General features: G+C 60.5%; 11 protein-coding genes and 2 pseudogenes. 5 read left to right on the plus strand and 8 right to left on the minus strand.

The annotated features are described in order from the left end of the window. Positions 1 to 173 precede the first annotated feature (173 nt). Positions 174 to 1466, minus strand: a complete 1293-nt coding sequence (locus tag C480_RS20465) for a threonine ammonia-lyase (RefSeq protein WP_006667569.1) — start codon at positions 1464 to 1466, stop codon at positions 174 to 176. Then, a complete protein-coding gene (locus C480_RS20470; protein WP_006667570.1) occupies positions 1463 to 2806 on the minus strand; it encodes an amidohydrolase in 1344 nt (447 codons plus the stop codon). The genes C480_RS20465 and C480_RS20470 overlap by 4 nt, the downstream gene beginning before the upstream one ends. Positions 2807 to 2950: 144 nt before the next feature. Here C480_RS20470 and C480_RS20475 point away from each other — a divergent pair, with 144 nt between their 5' ends. After that, on the plus strand, positions 2951 to 3931 hold the full coding sequence (locus tag C480_RS20475; protein WP_049904144.1) for an NAD(P)-dependent oxidoreductase: 981 nt from the start codon (positions 2951 to 2953) through the stop codon (positions 3929 to 3931). A gap of 143 nt (positions 3932 to 4074) precedes the next feature. On the opposite strand, the gene C480_RS20480 is transcribed toward C480_RS20475, so the two are convergent. The 4 genes from C480_RS20480 to C480_RS20495 all read right to left on the minus strand — a co-directional run bounded on the left by C480_RS20480 (position 4075) and on the right by C480_RS20495 (position 10319). Continuing rightward, positions 4075 to 4374, minus strand: coding sequence for a hypothetical protein (locus C480_RS20480; protein ID WP_049904128.1), 300 nt, complete (start codon positions 4372 to 4374; stop codon positions 4075 to 4077). A gap of 512 nt (positions 4375 to 4886) precedes the next feature. Next, positions 4887 to 6986, minus strand: a complete 2100-nt coding sequence (locus tag C480_RS20485) for a hypothetical protein (RefSeq protein WP_006667573.1) — start codon at positions 6984 to 6986, stop codon at positions 4887 to 4889. A 481-nt stretch (positions 6987 to 7467) separates the two neighbouring features. Beyond that, complete coding sequence (locus C480_RS20490; protein WP_006667574.1) at positions 7468 to 8646, minus strand: M24 family metallopeptidase; 1179 nt, start codon at positions 8644 to 8646, stop codon at positions 7468 to 7470. 188 nt (positions 8647 to 8834) lie between these two features. Continuing rightward, positions 8835 to 10319: a dihydrolipoyl dehydrogenase gene (locus tag C480_RS20495; protein ID WP_006667575.1), complete on the minus strand. Its 1485-nt coding sequence runs from the start codon at positions 10317 to 10319 to the stop codon at positions 8835 to 8837. A gap of 468 nt (positions 10320 to 10787) precedes the next feature. Between C480_RS20495 and C480_RS20500 the strand changes: the two genes are divergently transcribed. The 3 genes from C480_RS20500 to C480_RS20510 all read left to right on the plus strand — a co-directional run bounded on the left by C480_RS20500 (position 10788) and on the right by C480_RS20510 (position 14034). After that, on the plus strand, positions 10788 to 11906 hold the full coding sequence (locus C480_RS20500; RefSeq protein ID WP_006667576.1) for a CNNM domain-containing protein: 1119 nt from the start codon (positions 10788 to 10790) through the stop codon (positions 11904 to 11906). A gap of 99 nt (positions 11907 to 12005) precedes the next feature. After that, entirely contained in the window at positions 12006 to 13421 is a 1416-nt protein-coding gene (locus C480_RS20505) for an aryl-sulfate sulfotransferase (RefSeq protein ID WP_006667577.1), read from the plus strand. Between the two features lie 76 nt (positions 13422 to 13497). After that, positions 13498 to 14034: a metal-dependent hydrolase gene (locus C480_RS20510; RefSeq protein WP_006667578.1), complete on the plus strand. Its 537-nt coding sequence runs from the start codon at positions 13498 to 13500 to the stop codon at positions 14032 to 14034. A gap of 159 nt (positions 14035 to 14193) precedes the next feature. Here C480_RS20510 and C480_RS22745 read toward each other — a convergent pair. Continuing rightward, positions 14194 to 14805, minus strand: a pseudogene (locus C480_RS22745) (IS6 family transposase); the annotation flags it as partial. A 778-nt stretch (positions 14806 to 15583) separates the two neighbouring features. Continuing rightward, positions 15584 to 17809, minus strand: a complete 2226-nt coding sequence (locus tag C480_RS20520) for a glycoside hydrolase family 3 N-terminal domain-containing protein (RefSeq protein WP_006667580.1) — start codon at positions 17807 to 17809, stop codon at positions 15584 to 15586. Positions 17810 to 18011: 202 nt separating this feature from the next. Between C480_RS20520 and C480_RS24865 the strand changes: the two are divergent. Continuing rightward, positions 18012 to 18764, plus strand: a pseudogene (locus tag C480_RS24865) (ABC transporter ATP-binding protein); the annotation flags it as partial. Positions 18765 to 18901 lie beyond the last annotated feature (137 nt).

An 18901-nucleotide genomic window follows, 5' to 3' on the forward strand; every position in this document is an offset into this window, starting at 1 on the left:
ATCGTCTGAGGGCTGGAATGGGTGTCGCGACCTCCCGGCGAAAGCGGGGCTGTGTAGGGGCGACAATCTGGTACCGAGACCGATGAATGCGGCGGTCTTCGGTGTGTGACGGAATGTGCGATAGCTGCGATAGGTGCCTCGGCGAAGTTACTAAAAATCGGACGCCGCAGGAATCAGTTACAACGAGGGTACTCGATGACCGAAACCGCGTCGAGTTCAGCCAGCGCGGAGAGCACGCCGTCCAGATGCTCGGGGCCGCTTCCTTCGAGTCCGATCATCACCGGAACGCGGTTCGGACGGGCGACCGGTCCGGTTCCCGTCCCTGTGCCGCGACGGGCGCGTTCTAACGCGTCGAGTTCGGCTCCTTCGGCTTCGACTGTGTCGACTACGTCGCCGACGGTCGTCGGCCAGCCGTCGAGGGCCAGCCGCGCCTCGACGTAGCGGCCGAGTTCGTGCAGGCCGGTCCGAGTCAGGTCGGCGTGCTCGGTGAGGTTCACGTTGCCGCCGGAGATGATAACGCCGACGTGTTCGTCTTCGAGAGCGAGCCCGGTCTCGTCCGACAGTGCGGCCGCGAGCGGCGCGGCACCGGCACCCTCGGCGACGGTCTTGGCTCGCTCCGCCAGCAGGGTGACGGCGGTCGCGATCTCGCGGTCCGTAACCGTCACCACGTCGTCGACGACTTCGCGGGCGGTTGCAGCTGTGGTCTCGAGCATCCGGGTGTCCGCGATCCCCTCCGCGACGGTATCCACGTCCGCGAGTTCGTGTATCCCCGCGCCCTCGCCGTTCCGAGCGTCTGCTGCGGCCTCGAGCGTCCGTTTCGCGTGGGCGGCTCCCTCGGGCTGGACGCCGATAACGCGAACGTCGTGCTCGGCAGCCTCGAGCGCCGTGCCGACACCCGAGATGAGGCCGCCGCCACCGATCGCGACGAGCACCGTCTCCATCTCGGGAAACTGGTCGCGCAGTTCGAGTCCGATCGTCCCCTGCCCGGCGATGATCGCCTCGTCGTCGAAGGGGTGGACGAACGTCTCCCCGGTTTCGTCGGCTCGGTCGAGCGCGAACTCGTAGGCTCGTTCGTAGATGTCGCCCTCGACGACGACTTCGGCACCGTAGCCGCGGGTGGCCTCGATCTTCGCGGCGGGCGTGACTTCGGGGACGACGATGGTCGTCTCGATATCGAGCAATCGTCCCGCCAGCGCGACGCCCTGGGCGTGGTTGCCCGCGCTCGCGGAGATAACGCCCGCCTCCCGTTCCTGAACATCCAACTGTGCCAGCTTGTTGTACGCGCCGCGGATCTTGAACGAGCCCGTTCGCTGGACGTTCTCGAGTTTGAGCCCGACTGACGCTGCGCCGCTCAGTTCGGCGAACGTTCGCGACGTGTCGAGCGGCGTTCGGTGGACGATGTCGTCGATCCGCGCACGGGCGTCCTCGACATCCGCGAGCGTGACGAGATCGTCGGACCCGCTCATTCGCGCCCCTCCGTCTCCACGATGCGGGCGTCTCCGTCCGCCTCCGCGGGATCGACGTGCGGAACCGGGTGCCGGGACTCGAGTTCACGGATCGTCTCGACGAGCACGTCGACCCCGTGTTCGAGACTCGCCTCATCGACGTCGAACGTCGGGGTGTGGTGGCTGGTCGGGTGATCCGTCCCGACGATGAGGTACGTCGCGAGCCCGCCGTCGCGCTGGACGCGTTCCATCAGGTACGTCGCGTCCTCGCTCGCGCCGAAGTCGGCGGCCGGCAGCACGCGCTCGATACCCGACGCGCCGTCGGCGACCTCGCTGACGAGCGCCTGCAACTCGGGATCGCTGTCCGCACGCGGCGATTCGCTGACGACTTCGACCTCGGCCCGACAGTCGTGCATCGTTGCAGCCGATTTGACGGTTCGCTCCAGCCGGTCCTTCATGAACTCCATCAGCTCGGTCGTCTCGCCGCGCGCTTCGGCCTCCATGTAGGCGCGTTCTGCGATGACGTTGCTCGCAGTGCCCGCTTCAGCTTTCCCGATATTCACCCGCGTCATGCCGTCGCTGTGGCGTGGAATCCCGTAGGCGTTCTCGATCGCCGTCCCCATCGCGTGCATGGCGTTTGCCCCCTCGTTCGGCGCTTTCCCCGCGTGCGCGGAGGCACCGTGGATCGTCGCGTCGACGTGGCACATGGCCAGCGGCTTCTCGATCCCGGCGACGACCTCGCCCGTCGGGTGATCGAGACCGACGTGCACGGCGAGCAGGTAGTCCAGGCCGTCCGCGAACTCGCTTTTCGCCATCGGACAGCCGCCGCCACTGGTCTCCTCGGCGGGCTGGAAGAAGACGACCAGCCGACCCGCAAAGTCGCTTTCTGCGATGGCTTCGAGGACGGCCAACCCCCACGTCATGTGCACGTCGTGCCCGCAGGCGTGCATCGTGCCGTCGATCTCCGATCGGAACCCCTCCGCGGCCGGATCGTGCTCCTCGGCGGTCGACTCCTCGATGAACAGCGCGTCGATATCGACCCGCAGTCCGATCGTGGGTCCCTCCCCGCGGTCGAGAACGGCGACCGCGCCCGTGTTGCCGCCAGCCATCCGGTCGAGCAGCGCCGGATCCGCGCCCCGCTCGCGGGCGCGCTCGATCCACGGCCCGAGTTCAGCGTCGGGAACGGCCATCCGATCCGCGGGGTCGTAGGCGTCCGGCCCGACGGCCAGTTCGTCGACGCCGATCGCTCGAATCTCCTCGACGAGGCGCGCCGTCGTGTAGAACTCGCGCCACGCCGGCTCCGGGTGGCGGTGAAGGTTCCGTCGAAGGGTCACGAGACGATCTCGTATCGGTTCGTTCATGCCAGACACTGACTCACTCCACTAACTTAATTATACACAATCAGTGTTGATGGTAGGTACACAAAAGGAATAAGAGAGGCGATGACAACCGTTGGGTACGAGTCGTTTCAGTGGCGAGAACACGCTACTGCGACGGAGGATCACATGAGCACGAGTACGAGTACGAGCACGAACGCAGATGTCGTCGTTCTCCGCGAGGGAACGGAAGGGCTATCGATGGAATCGTACGCCGAAACGCTGCGCGAGCGACTGCCGAACCACATCGTCGCGCTCGCACGGACGCCCGCCGAGGAGCGTGAACTCGTCCCACAGGCGCGGGTCGTGACAGGGATCACGATCGAGGAAGACCTCCTCGAGCGGGCCGAGCGACTCGAACTCTTCGCGTGTACGTTCGCCGGCACCGATCACGTCCCGATGGAGGCGCTCGCCGAGCACGGCGTCGCCGTGACGAACGCGGGCGGTATCCACGCACCCGGAATCGCCGAGCAGTCGATCGCCAATATGCTCGTCTTCGCGCGTAACCTCCACGAAGGCTGGCGGCGCAAGCAAAACAGCGAGTGGCGACACTTCCAATCCCACGAGTTCACCGGGAGCACCGTCACAGTGGTGGGGCTCGGCTCGATCGGTCAGGAAATCGTCCAGCGACTCCAGGGCTTCGAGGTCGAGACGATCGGCATCCGTTACACGCCCTCGAAAGGCGGCCCGACGGACGAGGTCCTCGGGTTCGAGGAGGAAGACGTCCACGAGGCGTTCGCCCGCAGCGAGTACGTCGTGCTCGCCTGTCCGCTGAACGACCTGACGCGAGGACTCGTCGGCGCGGACGAACTGGCGACGCTGCCCCCGAACGCCGTCGTCGTCAACGCCGCGCGCGGCGGCCTCGTCGACACCGACGCGCTCGTCTCGGCGCTGCAGTCGAACGGCATCCGGGGAGCCGCACTCGACGTGACCGACCCCGAACCGCTGCCGAACGATCACGACCTCTGGGATCTCGAAAACTGCCTGCTGACTCCCCATACGGGCGGGCACACGCCGAAACACTGGGATCGGTTAGCCGATATCGTCGCGCACAACGTGAGCGCGCTCGAGGATGGCGACGCTGAACTCGAGAATGTTGTCTCTCAGTAGAGAATGTCATAGAACTATTCACACGGGTTCTTTTCACGCACACAGGGCTGAACTATCTGTTCACTGTACGTGGGAATTGATCGCTGGTCGTCGAAATTCTCGTTTGGGGGGTTACTAATGACGAAGCCAGACATCTCCTCCAGCTATCCCGTGATGAACTCCGGGGTAACGAAGATAATAGCGAGAAGACACACCAATACGGCAATTGCTATTAGACGAACAATCCCAGCCGTAAACTTCCTATTTTTTGGAAGTGCCTCTGCAATGCCCGAGAGGAAAGCTCCGATAATCATAAAAAGTAACCAATTGATTGAGTCAGCATTGCCTCCAATCCAAGCGTAAGCATATAGCCCCAAGTAAATGACTGCAGCTGCGAATTGAACTGTAGAAGTGGGCCGGCCAGAAGGCTCACTAAACACAACTTCGTTGATCGTGGAGGGCATTACACGAACACTCGCCTTCAAGTACTAATAATAGTTGTCATGACCCGGTTCTATGTGAACTGTGAAATGTCTGTACTGATCGTTCGTCGGGTGACCATAGAGGAGGTATGCGAACTGTTCTTGACACCCTCACTCAGTAAGTAATCGTACTGTTCCTGTATCTATTTGCTACAGAAACAGCCATTTGAGAGAACGTGTTGTCAATTAATCTCCTACTCGGCGTTTTCCCTCCTGGTAGTAGCATACTCTACTGTATTAGATAGTGATCGAATTAGCCGATATCATGGGCTTAGACGGATGAAGACGAGGAAATCGAGCTTGGTATGGAGGACGACCTCCTCGACGTCGTTGAGCAGTGTCGTCATCTATAGGAGCCACTGACAATCAGAGTATACTAATCGCATGACGGCTGTCCGATCTGTGCAGAAGCAGTTTCAGTCGTTACTATAGCTAAACAAGCGTTGATATAGTTGTAACGTGATCCTCGAAGGTAGAAACCTGCCAAACAGTGATTATTCTGGCAGGATTGGCACAACGTCCTCGAAGTTATAGAGGACGCTATCTGTCAGCGATGGGCCGGTATCGAATACGCCAGCATCAACGTCGATTGCATCACCCGTGTACGGGTACTCCGATGACTCGTATCGACTTCGGTAGTAGTTGCCGTCCGGATTTCTGAGACCGACGCCGAAGTCGGTATCGGTCGGCTCGTCCAGCATAATCTCGAAGGACTCACCTGGATCCACGTCGGATACGTCGACTACGGGAGAGACTATCTCACCCCAGCCATCAATACAGAAGGCCTCAGTGTAGCCCTCTGGTGCGTTTTCCCCGTCAGCGATCGTACAGCGAACGCCGGAAACCTCTCGTTGAACATTGAAGTAGAGACCGTTGAAGCCCGAGTGGCTATCCCTCGATTCAGGATTGGGTAGCGAGATCGAGGTCCCGAGATTTCCGTCTCCCGCTCGGATTTCAGTAACCGCATAGCGAACGTTTTGAGTCGTAGATTGGCCGCCAGAGTAGACGCCAGCGGTTACCGCGAGGGATTCATTCTCGTACGTGTAATCCGGGCTACTGTCCTCGCCACGGTCCCAATAACCGCCATCGGCGTCGACCGTAATCGAATACGTGTTGTCAGCGTTTATTCCGTCAGCTGGTGCAAGAACGAACGAGTCGCCGGCACCCAGGTTGGAAATATCCGTCTGGGTAACGACCTCTGCAGCACTATCTCGGAGATAGGCCGTTTGATGCCGATCCGTGTTTTCAGAAAGACGTGCTTCGATCCTCTCGATGTTTTCTTTCGCCTGGAAAAGAATACCAGCTTCATTTGTCGGTTGGCTGTAGTCGTCATCCGACCCGAGGTCTAGCCAACCCTCAGTTCCGCCTTCGTCGTTCCCGTAATCGAAGTAGAACGACGGGAGGCTTCCGTCATCAACAAGGGGACTCTCAAGGCCGAGATCATCGGCTGACAGCGTGGTGCTGGAATATTGCTCGCCCTCGTAATGGAGTTCCCCCGAGGAACCGATGGAAAACTCGTCGCCCATGGTGGAGTCGACGCGAACATCCTCCTCGAGATAGCAGTAGCCGTCGTTTGCCCACGGCACGTGGAACGTGTGGTCCTGGCTCCCCTCGTCGTAGATGTAACAGTCTCTAAAGGTAGCCGACCCCTCACCGTTGACGGTACTGTCGATGCGGACAGGGAGTTCGGAGCCGCCACGGATGTGGACGACCAACTTCTCGAACTCGCAGTGAATCTGATCGCTACGCAACTGGACTGCAGCATTGCCCCAGGAATCGCCATCGACGATGATTTCGAGGCCGGTAACACTGGCCTCACCGTCTTGATGGACAAACGGCTGGGCAAGCTGAGAGTCGCGCTCGCTCGTTACCTCGGCAGTGCCGCCGACGACGACATCGCCGTCGCTGATGCGGATGTTGCCACGAGCGTTATCCTTGGCGTGACAGTTCCAAACGACGTTTTCCCCAGCATCGAGGTAGAAGCCGTTTGATTCCCACTGTTCGGCATAACAGTCCTTCCAGACGTTATACCCCTCGTGGCCCTCGACCGAAATACCGATCGCCTCGTCCTTTTCGCCGTCGCCCTCGAGACCACCGTCGGGCATCTCGAGGCGATGGATGAGCGTCTCGACACCGGAAGCGCTATCGATTGCGACGGTGTTGTTGAAGCCACCGTCCTGCGTTCGGGTTCGCTGGCCGAAGAACGAGATATCCTCGAAGAATCCTTCTTCTTGAATCGCTCCGTAGGTGGTGATGAGTGCGAGGTCCGGCCCCTCCGAGATATCGACGTTGAAGCCCTGCATCAGGATCCGATCCTCGCCACCGAGCGGGAAAATGATCGATGAGGAGTACTCACTCTGGTCACCGACAGCATAGATCGTGGCACCGTCACCCGCGATGGCAACCATCGACCCGGTGGAGTCAATGGAAGAGTGCATCTCATAGGTTCCGGATCCGAGATCGACGATTTCGCCATTGTTGGAAGCACTCTCAATTAAATCAGCGAGGTCCCCGTTCCGGCCGTCGTAGTCATCGGCAGAAACGACGGTAGCATCGACATCCTCACGGATATCGTCGTAGGACTCCTTCCACAAGTTGTAGGCCCTATTCGGGACCTCATCGACTAGATTGTAGTAGTCACCCGAGTTTTGCGTTGTCGAACTAGAAGACGCAACGGTCCGTGTTACTCCCTGGGTGAGGCCGATCATCGATGCTCCGAAGACTGAACTGCCCATCTTCAACCATCCCCGCCGATCCAAGAGAGTGCGATCGTCGTTCGTGATTTCGTCTCTATCGGTATTACTTCTAGATATGTCTTTCCGAGACATCAATCGGAAATTAACCATCATCCAATAAATAAATAGGGAATGATTCTATCTCAGGCTATATAAGTATATAATATTCTATATATAATTTTTATTTTATAATATACTAACATCCTATATCAAATTTACAAATAATTCATCATCGGAGAGCCGACTCGCCGCAGTGAGCCGGTGAATAAGGAGTCACCGAGAGAGCACCGAGGAAACGAGCGGACGCCCCGAGAAGAGCGTGTCGAAGGGACGAACGCGGCTACGCCGTAAACAGCTGTCGCGGGAAATTCGCCAACGTCTCCGCGCCGGAACTCGTCACGTGGAACGTCTCGCTGATCTCCATGCCGATATCCTCGGTCCAAATCCCCGGAATCATGTGGAAGGTCATGTCCTCCTCGAGAACCGTCTCGTCACCGGGTCGGATGCTCGCCGTGTGCTCGCCCCAGTCCGGCGGGTAACCCAGCCCCATCGAGTACCCGATGCGATCCTCCTTCTCGATGTCGTACTGTGCGATGGTCTCTCGCCAGGCCTTCTCGACGGCCTCGCAGGTGACGCCCGGCTCGGCAGCGTCGAGCGCGGCCTCGATTCCCTCGGTGACGATATCCGCGGTCCGCTCGAGTTCAGCCGGCGGGTCGCCGACGAACGTCGTTCGCGCGAGCGGCGAGTGGTAGCGGTGACGACAGCCCGAGAGTTCGATGATGACCGGGTCGCCATCCTCGAACGGACGGTCGGTCCAAGTCAGGTGCGGCGTGCCGGTGTGGTCGCCCGAGGGCATCAGGGGGACGATCGAGGGGTAGTCGCCGCCGAACTCGTCGGTGCCGGTGATGAGCGCGTCGTAGATCGCGGCCGCGGCCTCGTACTCGGGGACGCCCTCCTCGATGGCATCGATTCCGGCCTGCATGGCGTTTTCCGAGATGCGGGCGGCCTCGCGCATGTACGCGAGTTCCTGCTCCGATTTCTTGACCCGGACCCAGTTGACGAGCAGCGTCGCGTCGCTGAACTCGGCCTCGGGAAGGTTTTCCTGCAGACGCGTGTAGGATTTCGCGGTGAAATAGGAGGCGTCCATCTCGAGTCCAATGTGGCCGTCGTCGACGTCGAGTTCTTCGAGGACGCCCGCGACGTAGTCCATCGGGTGGAGGTCGTACGGCGAGTGGACGTGGTCGTCGCTGTACGACCGGATGCTATCTGCGGAGAGGATAGTCGTCGCCCGTGCGCCGTCGGCGTCCATCTCGCGGCCGACCCAGACCGGTTCGTCGCGGTCGGCCGTCACGATGACCGCCTGGTGAACGTAGAACGACCAGCCGTCGTAGCCGGTGAGATAGTTCATGTTGGCGGGGTCGGCGACGACGATCGCGTCGAGGTCCTCCTCGTGCAAGCGCGCTTTCGTCCGGTCGAGCCGACGGTCGTATTCGGCGGTGTCGAAAATAGCTCGTGACATGATACCAGGGCCTGTGCGAACAGTTGATCAGTGGGACCTAAAACTTTTCGTGTATAGTAAATACAGATACTGTTCACATAATCCCATTCGGCTCGTCGGTTACGACCGTGGTCGTCGTGGGCCTCGTGATCGCGCCCACGCTGGTGATTGGGGTATTCGCGCTCGTGGTCGGGGCGGTCGTGAGAACGCTAGTGCTCGTGGTCGTGAGACTGCTGCTGCTCGTGACCGTGCTGGTGATGATGCTCGTGTGTCCCTCCGTGACGCGTGAACTGTCCGGCGAACGCTCGATCGACGACCTCCGACAGCGCCGGATGGATGTGGACCGACTCGCGGATATCCCAGACGGACCCCGTCCCCGCCGTCATCGCGACGACGACCTCCTCGATGAGATTCGACGCCTCCGGCCCGACGATGTGACAGCCGAGTAGTTCGCCGTCGGGTTCGGCGACGACCTTGACGAACCCTTCGGCGTGCATCGCCTGCCCACGGGCGGTATCCTCGTAGCGATAGGTCCGCGTCGCGTACTCTCGATCCGCCTCGCGGAGCGTCTGCTCGCGGGCCCCCACGCCGGCCACTTCCGGCGAGGAGAACACGGCGAAGGGCATCGCCGTGTAATCGACCGGTTCGGGTTCGTCGCCGAACAGGTTTCGAACGACGGCCCGAGCCTCGTGATTCGCGTTGTGCTTCAGCAGGTACTCCCCGACGATGTCTCCGAGTGCCCAGATTCCGTCCGCCGTCGTGCGCAGGTACTCGTCCGTCTCGATAAAGCCGAACTCGTCGGTTTCGACGCCGGTGGCACCAAGGTTCAGCGTATCCGAGTTCGGCTGTCGGCCCGCCGCGACGAGCACGGTGTCGCCGGTTACGGCGACGGGATCGTGCGCCGACGGATCGTCCCACGCCGGCGGGTACGGCCGCGCCTCGATAGTTACATCCTCGCCGGATTGCGAGGCGGCGACGGCCTCGTACCCCGTGTGCACGTCGAAGCGCTCGTCGTAACGCTCGGTGAGCGCGGCCGCACTATCCTCGTCGCTCTCCGGAAGCAGGTACCGGCGGCGACCCACGATCGATACATCGCTGCCGAACGTCCCGAAGAAGTGCGCGAGTTCGGCCGCGATGAAGCCACCGCCGACGATGACGAGGTGATCGGGCGGCGTCTCGAGTTGGAGGGCGTCCCGACTGGTGAGGTAGTCGACGGCGTCGATGCCGTCGATCGGCGGGATGGCCGGACGCGTGCCGGCCGCGATGAGAACCGTGTCGGCGCGGGCGCGTGCACCGGCGTCCGGCCCGTCGACGAGTTCGACCGTTCGATCGTCGACGAAGCGACACTCGCCTTCGAACAGCGTGTGCTGCTCCGAGGCCTGCACGCCGTTGTAAATCGAGTCCGAACTTCCCGACACGTCCTCGTTGACCTCGCGGACGATCTCGGCGAAGTCGACGCCGGTCACCTCGGCATTGATCCCGAACTCGTCGGCGCGCTCGATGGTCCGTCGCACCTCCGCGTGGTACAGCAGTTTCTTCGACGGAATGCAGCCGCGATTGAGACAGGTGCCGCCGAGGGGCCCCTTCTCGACGACCGCGACTGACTGGCCGCGGTTCACTGCGGCGCTCGCTACGTCCAGTCCGGAACCCGATCCGACGACGAGGAAGTCGAACTCCGCGGTATCCGTCTCCATACGTGATCGACGGCTGCGAGACCCATTACCCTTACACCGGCAACGACAGAGAACCGGGGAAATCTCCGAGAGAGAGAGAGAAAGAGGGATGGCGTGATAGCGCTCCGAACGAGTTGTCGTCGGGTGCAGAGACGGAGTCGATCGCCCGCTCGGAAATCGAACAGCCAAGCGGCTCAAACGGACGAGAGCGAGTTCATAACCGAACGATATCGGTTGTTTTGGCTTTGGTGAATCGCCATACAGCGTTCGGTTGAGTGGCTTTAGAAGGCCTGTGGCAGAGTCCAATCGTTCTGCCATCGTGGATTCCTTCGAACTCGTAGCTAAATGGTTTCAGAGTAGCGCCACAAACTACTGACTCGTACCTCAGAAGTCGATGCCGTCTAGTGATTCACCAGAGCCGTTGTTTTGGGACGGAACAATGATAATTCATACCCACCGATTTAGACCCCACTAGCTAACAAGACAATAATGAACTCGTTGGAGATCGCCGGACGAATACTTGCAGGCGTACTGCTCATCCTGATAAACGCGTACTTCGTCGCGATCGAATTCGGGCTGACGCGCGCTCGGCAATATCCCAAGTCCGAGTTCGATACGCCGGGTTTGCGGCGAGCGTGGGAGATGACCGACGATCTCGAACTCTATCTGACGACCTGCCAGATCTGGATCTCCGGAACCAGTATCGCCCTCGGTATTATCGCTGAACCGGGGCTCGCAGCCGTTTTCGAACCGCTTTTCCAGAATTCGTTCCTTGCGTCGGTCGGTGCCGGATCGCTTTTCGCGTTCTTTCTTATCAACATGGTTCACCTCACCCACGGCGAGCAAACGCCGACGTATCTCGGTGTTGAGCGTTCAAAGCAGGTCTGTCAGTATGGCTCCGGACCGTTATACTGGTTCGCGTGGGTAATCTCGCCGCTGATCCGATTCGGCGACTGGGTCGCAAAGCGGACGCTCAACCTGTTCGGTATCGAGATGACCGGCGCGTGGCTCGAAACCGAAGAAGACGTGATCCAATCCCGGGCGGACCTCCGCAACCAACTCGGAACGGTTCTCGATCAGAGCGACCTCAGCGAGGAGCGCCGCGAGGAAGTCATGAACGCGCTGCAGATCGGCGAACAGCCGATTCGAGAGGTGATGATTCCGCCCGAGGAAATCGTCGCGCTGTCGACGGAGGAAGACTTCGAGGAGAACCGTCGCCGCATGGAGGCCCATCCACAAACGCGCTATCCGCTCGTCGGCTCGGATGTAACGGACTTTCGCGGCATCGTCTACTTCCCGATCTTCGCCAGACACCGCGAGGAGTTAGCCGCCGGTGAGATCGACTTCGAGGCGGTCGCTGCACCGCCGATGACGCTCTCACCCGATACGGATGTCAGCGACGCGATCGACCAGTTCCAGGCCGAATCACAAGAACTCGCGCTCGTGATCGAAGACGGCGACGTCGTCGGGCTGGTGACCGTGACCGATCTTCTAGAGGTCGTTATGGGCGATATCGAGGATCCATTGGACGTCGCAGCGACTGGGAAACGGCCGGCGCAGTCGGAAGCGAACGCAACTACCGAGAGCAACGGCGACACCGAGCGCTGACACCGGAAGAATAGTAGCAAAAGTACTAGTATCTCGCCTCGTGAAATAACACTCGATGACTCCCCGACTGCGCCGTGAACTCTCGGAGGTGAATCCACCGTGACAGATCGACAACGACCGTCGCTCGATCGCGTTCGTTCAGCACTCTCACGAACTCGGCTTCGAATCGCATTTGCCGTTCTCATCCTCGTTTCGGCCGCCGTCGTCGCCAGCGCGGCGACTTCGGGCGGACTCTCAACTGCGTCCGAAGACGAGTTACCCGAGGCACCGCCGACGGAGAACCACACCGTCATTACCGAGTCGGGACGCGCCGGCACGATCACCGCGTACGCACCCGACGGCGAACCAGTCTATTACAACAACACGCGAACGAAGTACTTCGACGTCGATCCCGTCGAAAACGAGTCGATGACGATCGAGTACACGGCGACCGACACGATCCACACCGAAGGGCCGACGTGTTCTGCGCCGCCGTGTGCGCTGAACGTCGTCGAGCGTGCCAACCTCTCGACCGGTGAGGTCGACGTCCTCTACGAACGATATGATCACCAGGAAACCGCCGGCGAGTGGCACGACGCCGATCGCATCAACGAGACCCACATCGCGATCGCCGACATCGTCGCGGACCAGGTGTTCATCGTGAACACCGAGACGGAAGTCGTCGACTGGCTCTGGGACGCACAGAGCGACTTCCCCGTCGAAGGGGGCGGCCCCTACCCGGGTGACTGGGCCCACATCAATGACGTGGAGTACATCGAAGAGGGCGAAATGGCGGGCAATCTCATGGCCAGTCTGCGGAATCAGGACCAGGTCGTCTTCCTCGATCCGCAGGACGGGCTCGTCGAAGACTGGACGCTCGGAGACGAAAACGAATACGACGTCCAGTACGAACAGCACAATCCAGACTACATCCCCGAAAGTCAGGGCGGCCCGGCCGTCGTCGTCGCCGACTCCGAAAACGGACGCATCCAGGAGTTCCAGCGCAACGGCAGCGAGTGGACTCGCTCCTGGGAATGGTCCGACAGCCAGATGCAATGGCCCCGCGACGCGGACCGCCTTCCCAACGGAAACACGCTCGTCACCGACACACACGGCAACCGCGTGATGGAACTCAACGAGTCCGGCGATATCGTCTGGGAAGTCGGCTCGACGCTCCCCTACGAGGCCGAACGGATCGAAACCGGAGACGAAAGCGACGGCGGGCAAAGCGCCAGCGAACTCGGCCTCGAGTCCCAGACCGAAGCCGAGAGCAGCAGCGGTGGGGGTGGTGGGAGCAGTCTCATCGACATCGACCCCCTCGGCTCTATCGGAGACTTCATCGAATCGACCCTTCCGCATCGAATATACAACGGGCTCCTGTTCGCGAGCCCCGTCTGGATGGGGTCATCCGAGTTCGCCGCGGTCGGAATCGCACTCCTCACCGGGCTCGTGTGGATCGGTCTGGAAATCCGCTGGCAGATCCACGACGCCGGCATCCGGTTCCGGCGACCGTTTTACCGGAACGGTGGTAACTGAGGAGATAGCGCCACCGACCGGACCTCACGACCGCAAACTATGTGAGCGAGTCCTCCGAAAGAGCGGATAAACGGATATGGAACTCGGACGACTACTGTTTCTATTCAGTGCGTTCGCCACACACGCTTTCGTCGGGTACGCGCTCGTTCGCGGGTTGACCGACGCCGATCCGCGACTTGGACTCGTTCTCGGGCTCCTCCCGGACGGTGACTTTCTGTTCCCCGCCGACTGGGGATGGCCGTTCGTGCACCGCGGACTGACGCACACGCCGCTTTTCGCGATTGGGCTCCTCGCAGGGCTCTACCTCGTCAGTCGCAACCGATCGGTTGCACTGGCCGGCGGGTTGGCCATCGGCTCACACCTCGCGATCGATTCGCTCTCCCCGATGGGAATTCGGTGGCTGTTCCCGCTGCGGACGGCGTGGAATCCTAGTCCCGGACTCGCGGTTCACAGTCCGGCCGCGACAGCTCTCCTCTGGACGGCAGCACTCGGTATCCTCGCGTTCCGAGCGACCCAGGGACCCAGCCACGACCGAGACCCGACCACGGACAAACAGGAATACAAAGACGAACAACCAACAGCCACACCCGACGCCACCGCTGAACTCGAGTAGCACGAGTTCGACCGCACAGTCCCGTTCGATACCGATACTGTCGACACGGTAACCGAACTGATCCGGCAGAGACGGAGGGATCACCGGCTGCGAGCAGCAGTCATCCGGTTGGTATGATACTATCGAAAAATAAGAGATACAATGAGAAGACACTGTCCAGTTTAGCACCTCGTCAGCTGGCGTTCCTCCGTCGAACGATCGATGCGGTCTTTGGTGGTTATAGAACTGTGCAAATTATTCAAGACACTTGCGGACGCCCGCCCGACTGCACACCCACGAGTTCTGCAAGCAGCCGATACGTATTTCGAGGATGTAAAACCGCTGTCCAATGCGTTTTCAGGCGATATAGTTAACCAGGTAGCTCAACCCGAACCGTGAGAAGACACACCAGTAGCTGCATCGATCAATAAGCAGTTCAACCTCGGAGAGATCGTATTTCTCGCAGGTTTTATACAAAAATGAAGCCGCTGGAGCAGTGCCAGACAGACCACACAACGTGACATCAAGGATCAACGTTGTTTCGATATGTATTGCAGTGTATAGACAAGACAGCTCTTCATTGATCTTGACAGCAGTCTCGTCGACAGCGACCTGCGACGGCTCTCCGTCGGCGGACCACGTTCTGCATAAACCACCACATATATCAACCATACAGTATTCCGTGAGAACATCCAACGCCTCGTTCCGTAAGAATCGTTATTGGTTCTCGAGTGAACAATCAGTCTGATCGAGGCGGACGGCAAACGGCCCAACGACCGTCCGCTCGTTCTCTCAAGATTCTTCTCAATTCGGCTCGTCGCTCTTGCTGAGCCGGTCTGCGAGCACCGATCCAAATCAAATTCGTGCCCTACTCGCCTCTCAAACTGGCTCAATTAGACCGTGCCAACTGATGGAGCACAGTCAGAAACTAATGGGTAGTAGATGCGTGTATCAATCGCGAATAGATGTCACTCTCACAGCCGTCCTTCTTTCGGGTCGTCTGCGATCCACGGACCCAAATGGATATACAGTAGTACGTCTGTAAATAGATCGCGGGATTACATTACACGTGCCGCTCTGTAAATGGACTGGGTGGGAGTCCTACACGTTCGGCCAGTAGCACAAGCAGAGCGGACCGAAGAGAGGGACCGCTCAGCGAATCGACTGTGTTGTTCCGGTATGGAAGTAGAAGACCACCTATTCTGGAGGGGCCGAGAACCGGTGTGCCCGATGGCGCGCAGAATCTCGCCTCTTTCAGAGATAGTACTCGCCAGAACACATATCATATTCTAGCTAGTATCTGACAATCATGAGTACTATATCAATTCAATCGCCTACTGTAGTGCGGTTCTCGATCTAGATTCTACAATAATAGGTAGCACTCTCCATATATTTCTCGCAAAGTAAAAATTTAAACACCTATTGAACGAGGACTGCCGCCATAGCGCCTCCTCGTCAGCGACACGGTCACTAGAGTGGGGTCGTAACGAACTCGACTGTCGGAAAAGAAAAAAGAAAAAAGAAAAGAAAGAAGGACCACTTCCGCAAGAAACGAGCGGCAGTCAGTGCATCACCGTACGTCGAGGTCGAACGTTCGATCCGCAACGAAGAGCCGGAGACGTCCCTCCTGGATTCGCTCACCATGCGATTGTTCGAAGCGTCCAATCTCGTCCGCGCTGAGCCGAAGTTCCACCTCCGTTCGCTCCCCGGGATCGAGTTCAACGCGCTCGAACGCCCACAGTTCGCGGACGGGCGTTACCACCGAACTGAACTCGTCTCGGCCAAACACCTGGACGACCTCGCTTCCGTGCCGATCGCCGGTGTTGGCCACGGTGGCTCGAACCGTAAGCTCCTCGTCCGGACGGACCGCGTCACGGGAAACGTCGACCGACTCGTACTCGATAGTGGTGTAGCTGAGTCCGTGGCCGAACTCGAACAGCGGATCGTACGATGCCGGGTGCTCGTCTGCCCCGATCGGTTGTGGATGGGGGAGGTGGTTGAAGTACGTCGGGAGCGTCTCCGCCGAGCGCGGGATCGAAATCGGAAGCCGCCCGCCGGGTTCGGCGTTCCCGAACAGGGTCTCTGCGATCACCTCGCCGCCGACCCGACCGGGATAGTACGCCATGAGGATCGCCGGGACTTCCGCTGCCAACCACTCGACGGCCAGCGGGCGACCGGTGACGAGGACTGCAACGATCGGTGTGCCGGTCGCGGATACTGCCGCGACGAGGTCACGCTGTGCGTCCGGAAGCGAGAGTTCGTTCCGCGTCGGGAACTCGCCGGTCTCCCCCTCGGTCTCCGCGGACGGACCGAACTCGTGAAGATACCAGTCCTCGCCGAGGGCGACCACGGCGATATCCGCTTCGGCGGCGCGTTCTGCGGCGGCATCGACATCGTCGGGAGTGGAAATCCCGCTGCCGGGTTCGTGGGTGACGACCGTGTCGGTATCGACGGTATCGGAGATTCCCTCGAGAATCGTCGTCCCGGGAACGCCGGTGTCCGCGTTGCAGCTCCAGCCGCCGTTCTGGTGGACCATCTCGTCGGCGTTCGGGCCGGTCACGAATACCTCGTCGACGCTATCGTCGAGGGGGAGTACGTCCTCCTCGTTTTGCAACAGGGTAAGCGACTTCCGAACGGCCTCGCGAGCGGTGTCGAGATGGGCGGGAGCGCCCAGTACGTCTTCAGCATCGGGGTCCGGATACGGATCCTCGAAGAGACCGAGAGCGAACTTCGCCCGCAGTACCCGTTCGGCGCTGTCCTCGATCACTTGTTCGGACACTGCGCCCTGCTCGACGAGATCCCGGATGTGCTGTGCGTGTTCGCCACCGGCAACCGAGCCGATGTCGAGGCCCGCAAGGCGCGTTTGACGTGCTGCTTCGATCGGGGTCCCCGCCGTGCGGTGGTCCTCGTGCAACTGGGTAATGCCGTTCCAGTCGGAAACGACGATTCCGTCGAAGTTCAGTTCCTCCCGAAGGAGGTCGGTCAGATATCGGCGGGACCCGTGAGCCGGTTCGCCGTCGATCGAGTTATAGCACGGCATTACTGCCCCAACGTCCTCGTCGAGGACTGCCTCGAACGGCGGGAGGAGCATCTGTCGGAGCGTGGACGGGGAGACATCGACCGGTGCGGCGTCCTCACCGCGCGTCGGTGCTCCGTAGGCCGGGAAGTGTTTTGCCGTCGCGAGTACGGCGTCTCCGGGGCCACTACCCTGATAGCCTCGGATCTCGCTGCTTGCCAGCGCCCCGACGAGGAACGGGCTCTCGCCGAACGTCTCTCCGGTTCGTCCCCACCGCGGATCGCGAGCGACATCGCACGTCGGGCTGTAGTTCTGGGCAGCCCCCGTTGCTCGCATCTCCGTCGCGGTGATTTCGGCGGCACGCTCGACGAGATCGGGACTCCACGTCGCCGCTGCACCGAGGTTGTTCGGGAAGACCGTCGACTCTTTGATGTAGGCGTGACCGTGAATCGCGTCGGCGGCGAACAGCAGCGGGACACCGAGTCGCGTCGATTCAAGGGCGTGCTTTTGCAGTCGGCGAGCCGCGTCCGTGGCCTCCGCGATTGACTCGTTGGGCGAGCCGCCCCAGCCGAAGGGGGCGGCTGCGCCGATGTGGTACTCGTCGATTTCGTCGATAACGTCGTCGACCCCGCGGGGGCCATCAGCAAGCACCCCGATGTAGGAACCAGCTAGCTGGCCGATCTTCTCTTCGAGCGTCATCCGGTCGAGGAGGTCTACGACGCGCTCTTCGATCGGGAGCGATGGATCTAGGTATGACTCACTGTCCTCTAGGCTTGTCATGGATGTAGGTATCTGGAGAGGTAGTAAATAAATGTATCCCTCACCGTCCGGAATGCGACGGATCGGCGAGCAGGAGAAACGATTACCGCACGTGGTCAGCCGCTTGTTTCCCGCAGTCGAACACGCCGGTCAGCGACACTTCATATCCGGCCACCGATTCCCGCCGTTTCCATCCGGGGCGCACGGACACGCAGTAAAATCCGGATCGTCGCTGAATCCACACCGAACCGTCGAGGCGTCGCTTGCCGAACCGCTGAAGACGGTTCAGACAGAGCTGGGTCCCGAAGACCGTGAGGCGCGAATCCTCGCGATGTTAGAGCGCGTCGGGATGACGCCGCCCCACGACTACGCCCCGACGGTATCCCCATCAACTGAGCGGCGGGGAGAAACAGCGCGTCGCACTGGTTCGAGCGCTGTTGATGAATCCGGACCTCACCCTGGCCGACGAGGCCGTGAGCGCGCTCGACGTCTCACTGCGCGTCGAAGTGATGGACCTAATGCTCGAGCTCCAGGACGCATTCGACACGTCGTTTCTCTTTATCTCACACGACCTTTCGAACGCTCGCTACTTGGCCGAGCACGCCGACGGTCGACTCGGCGTGATGTACCTCGGTGAACTCGTTGAACTCGGTGATGCGGAAGAAGTGCTCCGAAACCCACAGCACCCCATACGAAGGTGTTGAAGTGGGTGACTCCTTCCCTCGGCATTGAGAAGGGTCCGGCAGAGCCGCCGGTTCTGGAGACCGATATCCCCGATCCGGTCGATCCACCCGCCGGCTGCCGGTTCCACACGCGGTGTCCGTACGCGACTGAACACTGCCGTGAAACGACCCCTGACAGGCGCTCGGTCGGCGAGGCGTCCCACCGAGCGTCCTGCTTTCGTAGCGGGGAAGACAGCGAATACTGGCACAGCGAGCCGCTCGAGGGAGCCAGCCTCGACGCCGACGAGCGGTAACGGCGGTTCGCGGCCGTCCGTTTCAGTGACATGGTTCTCGCGTGGGCTCCTCGAATAAATGAAGCGGTCTCGGTCAGCTGTTGCCCTCACAATGGGATGCCCGTTCCGCCGGTGGCACACCACTGAATAAGAGATCC

The organism is Natrialba aegyptia DSM 13077, from assembly GCF_000337535.1.
GTDB lineage: Archaea > Halobacteriota > Halobacteria > Halobacteriales > Natrialbaceae > Natrialba > Natrialba aegyptia.

What these genes read in the sequence shown, in the direction of transcription:
- C480_RS20480 (WP_049904128.1), bottom strand. Translation starts at nt 4,374, where the DNA reads ATGCCCTCCACGATCAACGAAGTTGTGTTTAGTGAGCCTTCTGGCCGG.
- C480_RS20495 (WP_006667575.1), bottom strand. Translation starts at nt 10,319, where the DNA reads ATGGAGACGGATACCGCGGAGTTCGACTTCCTCGTCGTCGGATCGGGT.
- C480_RS20470 (WP_006667570.1), bottom strand. Translation starts at nt 2,806, where the DNA reads ATGAACGAACCGATACGAGATCGTCTCGTGACCCTTCGACGGAACCTT.
- C480_RS20510 (WP_006667578.1), top strand. Translation starts at nt 13,498, where the DNA reads ATGGAACTCGGACGACTACTGTTTCTATTCAGTGCGTTCGCCACACAC.
- C480_RS20475 (WP_049904144.1), top strand. Translation starts at nt 2,951, where the DNA reads ATGAGCACGAGTACGAGTACGAGCACGAACGCAGATGTCGTCGTTCTC.
- C480_RS20500 (WP_006667576.1), top strand. Translation starts at nt 10,788, where the DNA reads ATGAACTCGTTGGAGATCGCCGGACGAATACTTGCAGGCGTACTGCTC.
- C480_RS20465 (WP_006667569.1), bottom strand. Translation starts at nt 1,466, where the DNA reads ATGAGCGGGTCCGACGATCTCGTCACGCTCGCGGATGTCGAGGACGCC.
- C480_RS20490 (WP_006667574.1), bottom strand. Translation starts at nt 8,646, where the DNA reads ATGTCACGAGCTATTTTCGACACCGCCGAATACGACCGTCGGCTCGAC.
- C480_RS20520 (WP_006667580.1), bottom strand. Translation starts at nt 17,809, where the DNA reads ATGACAAGCCTAGAGGACAGTGAGTCATACCTAGATCCATCGCTCCCG.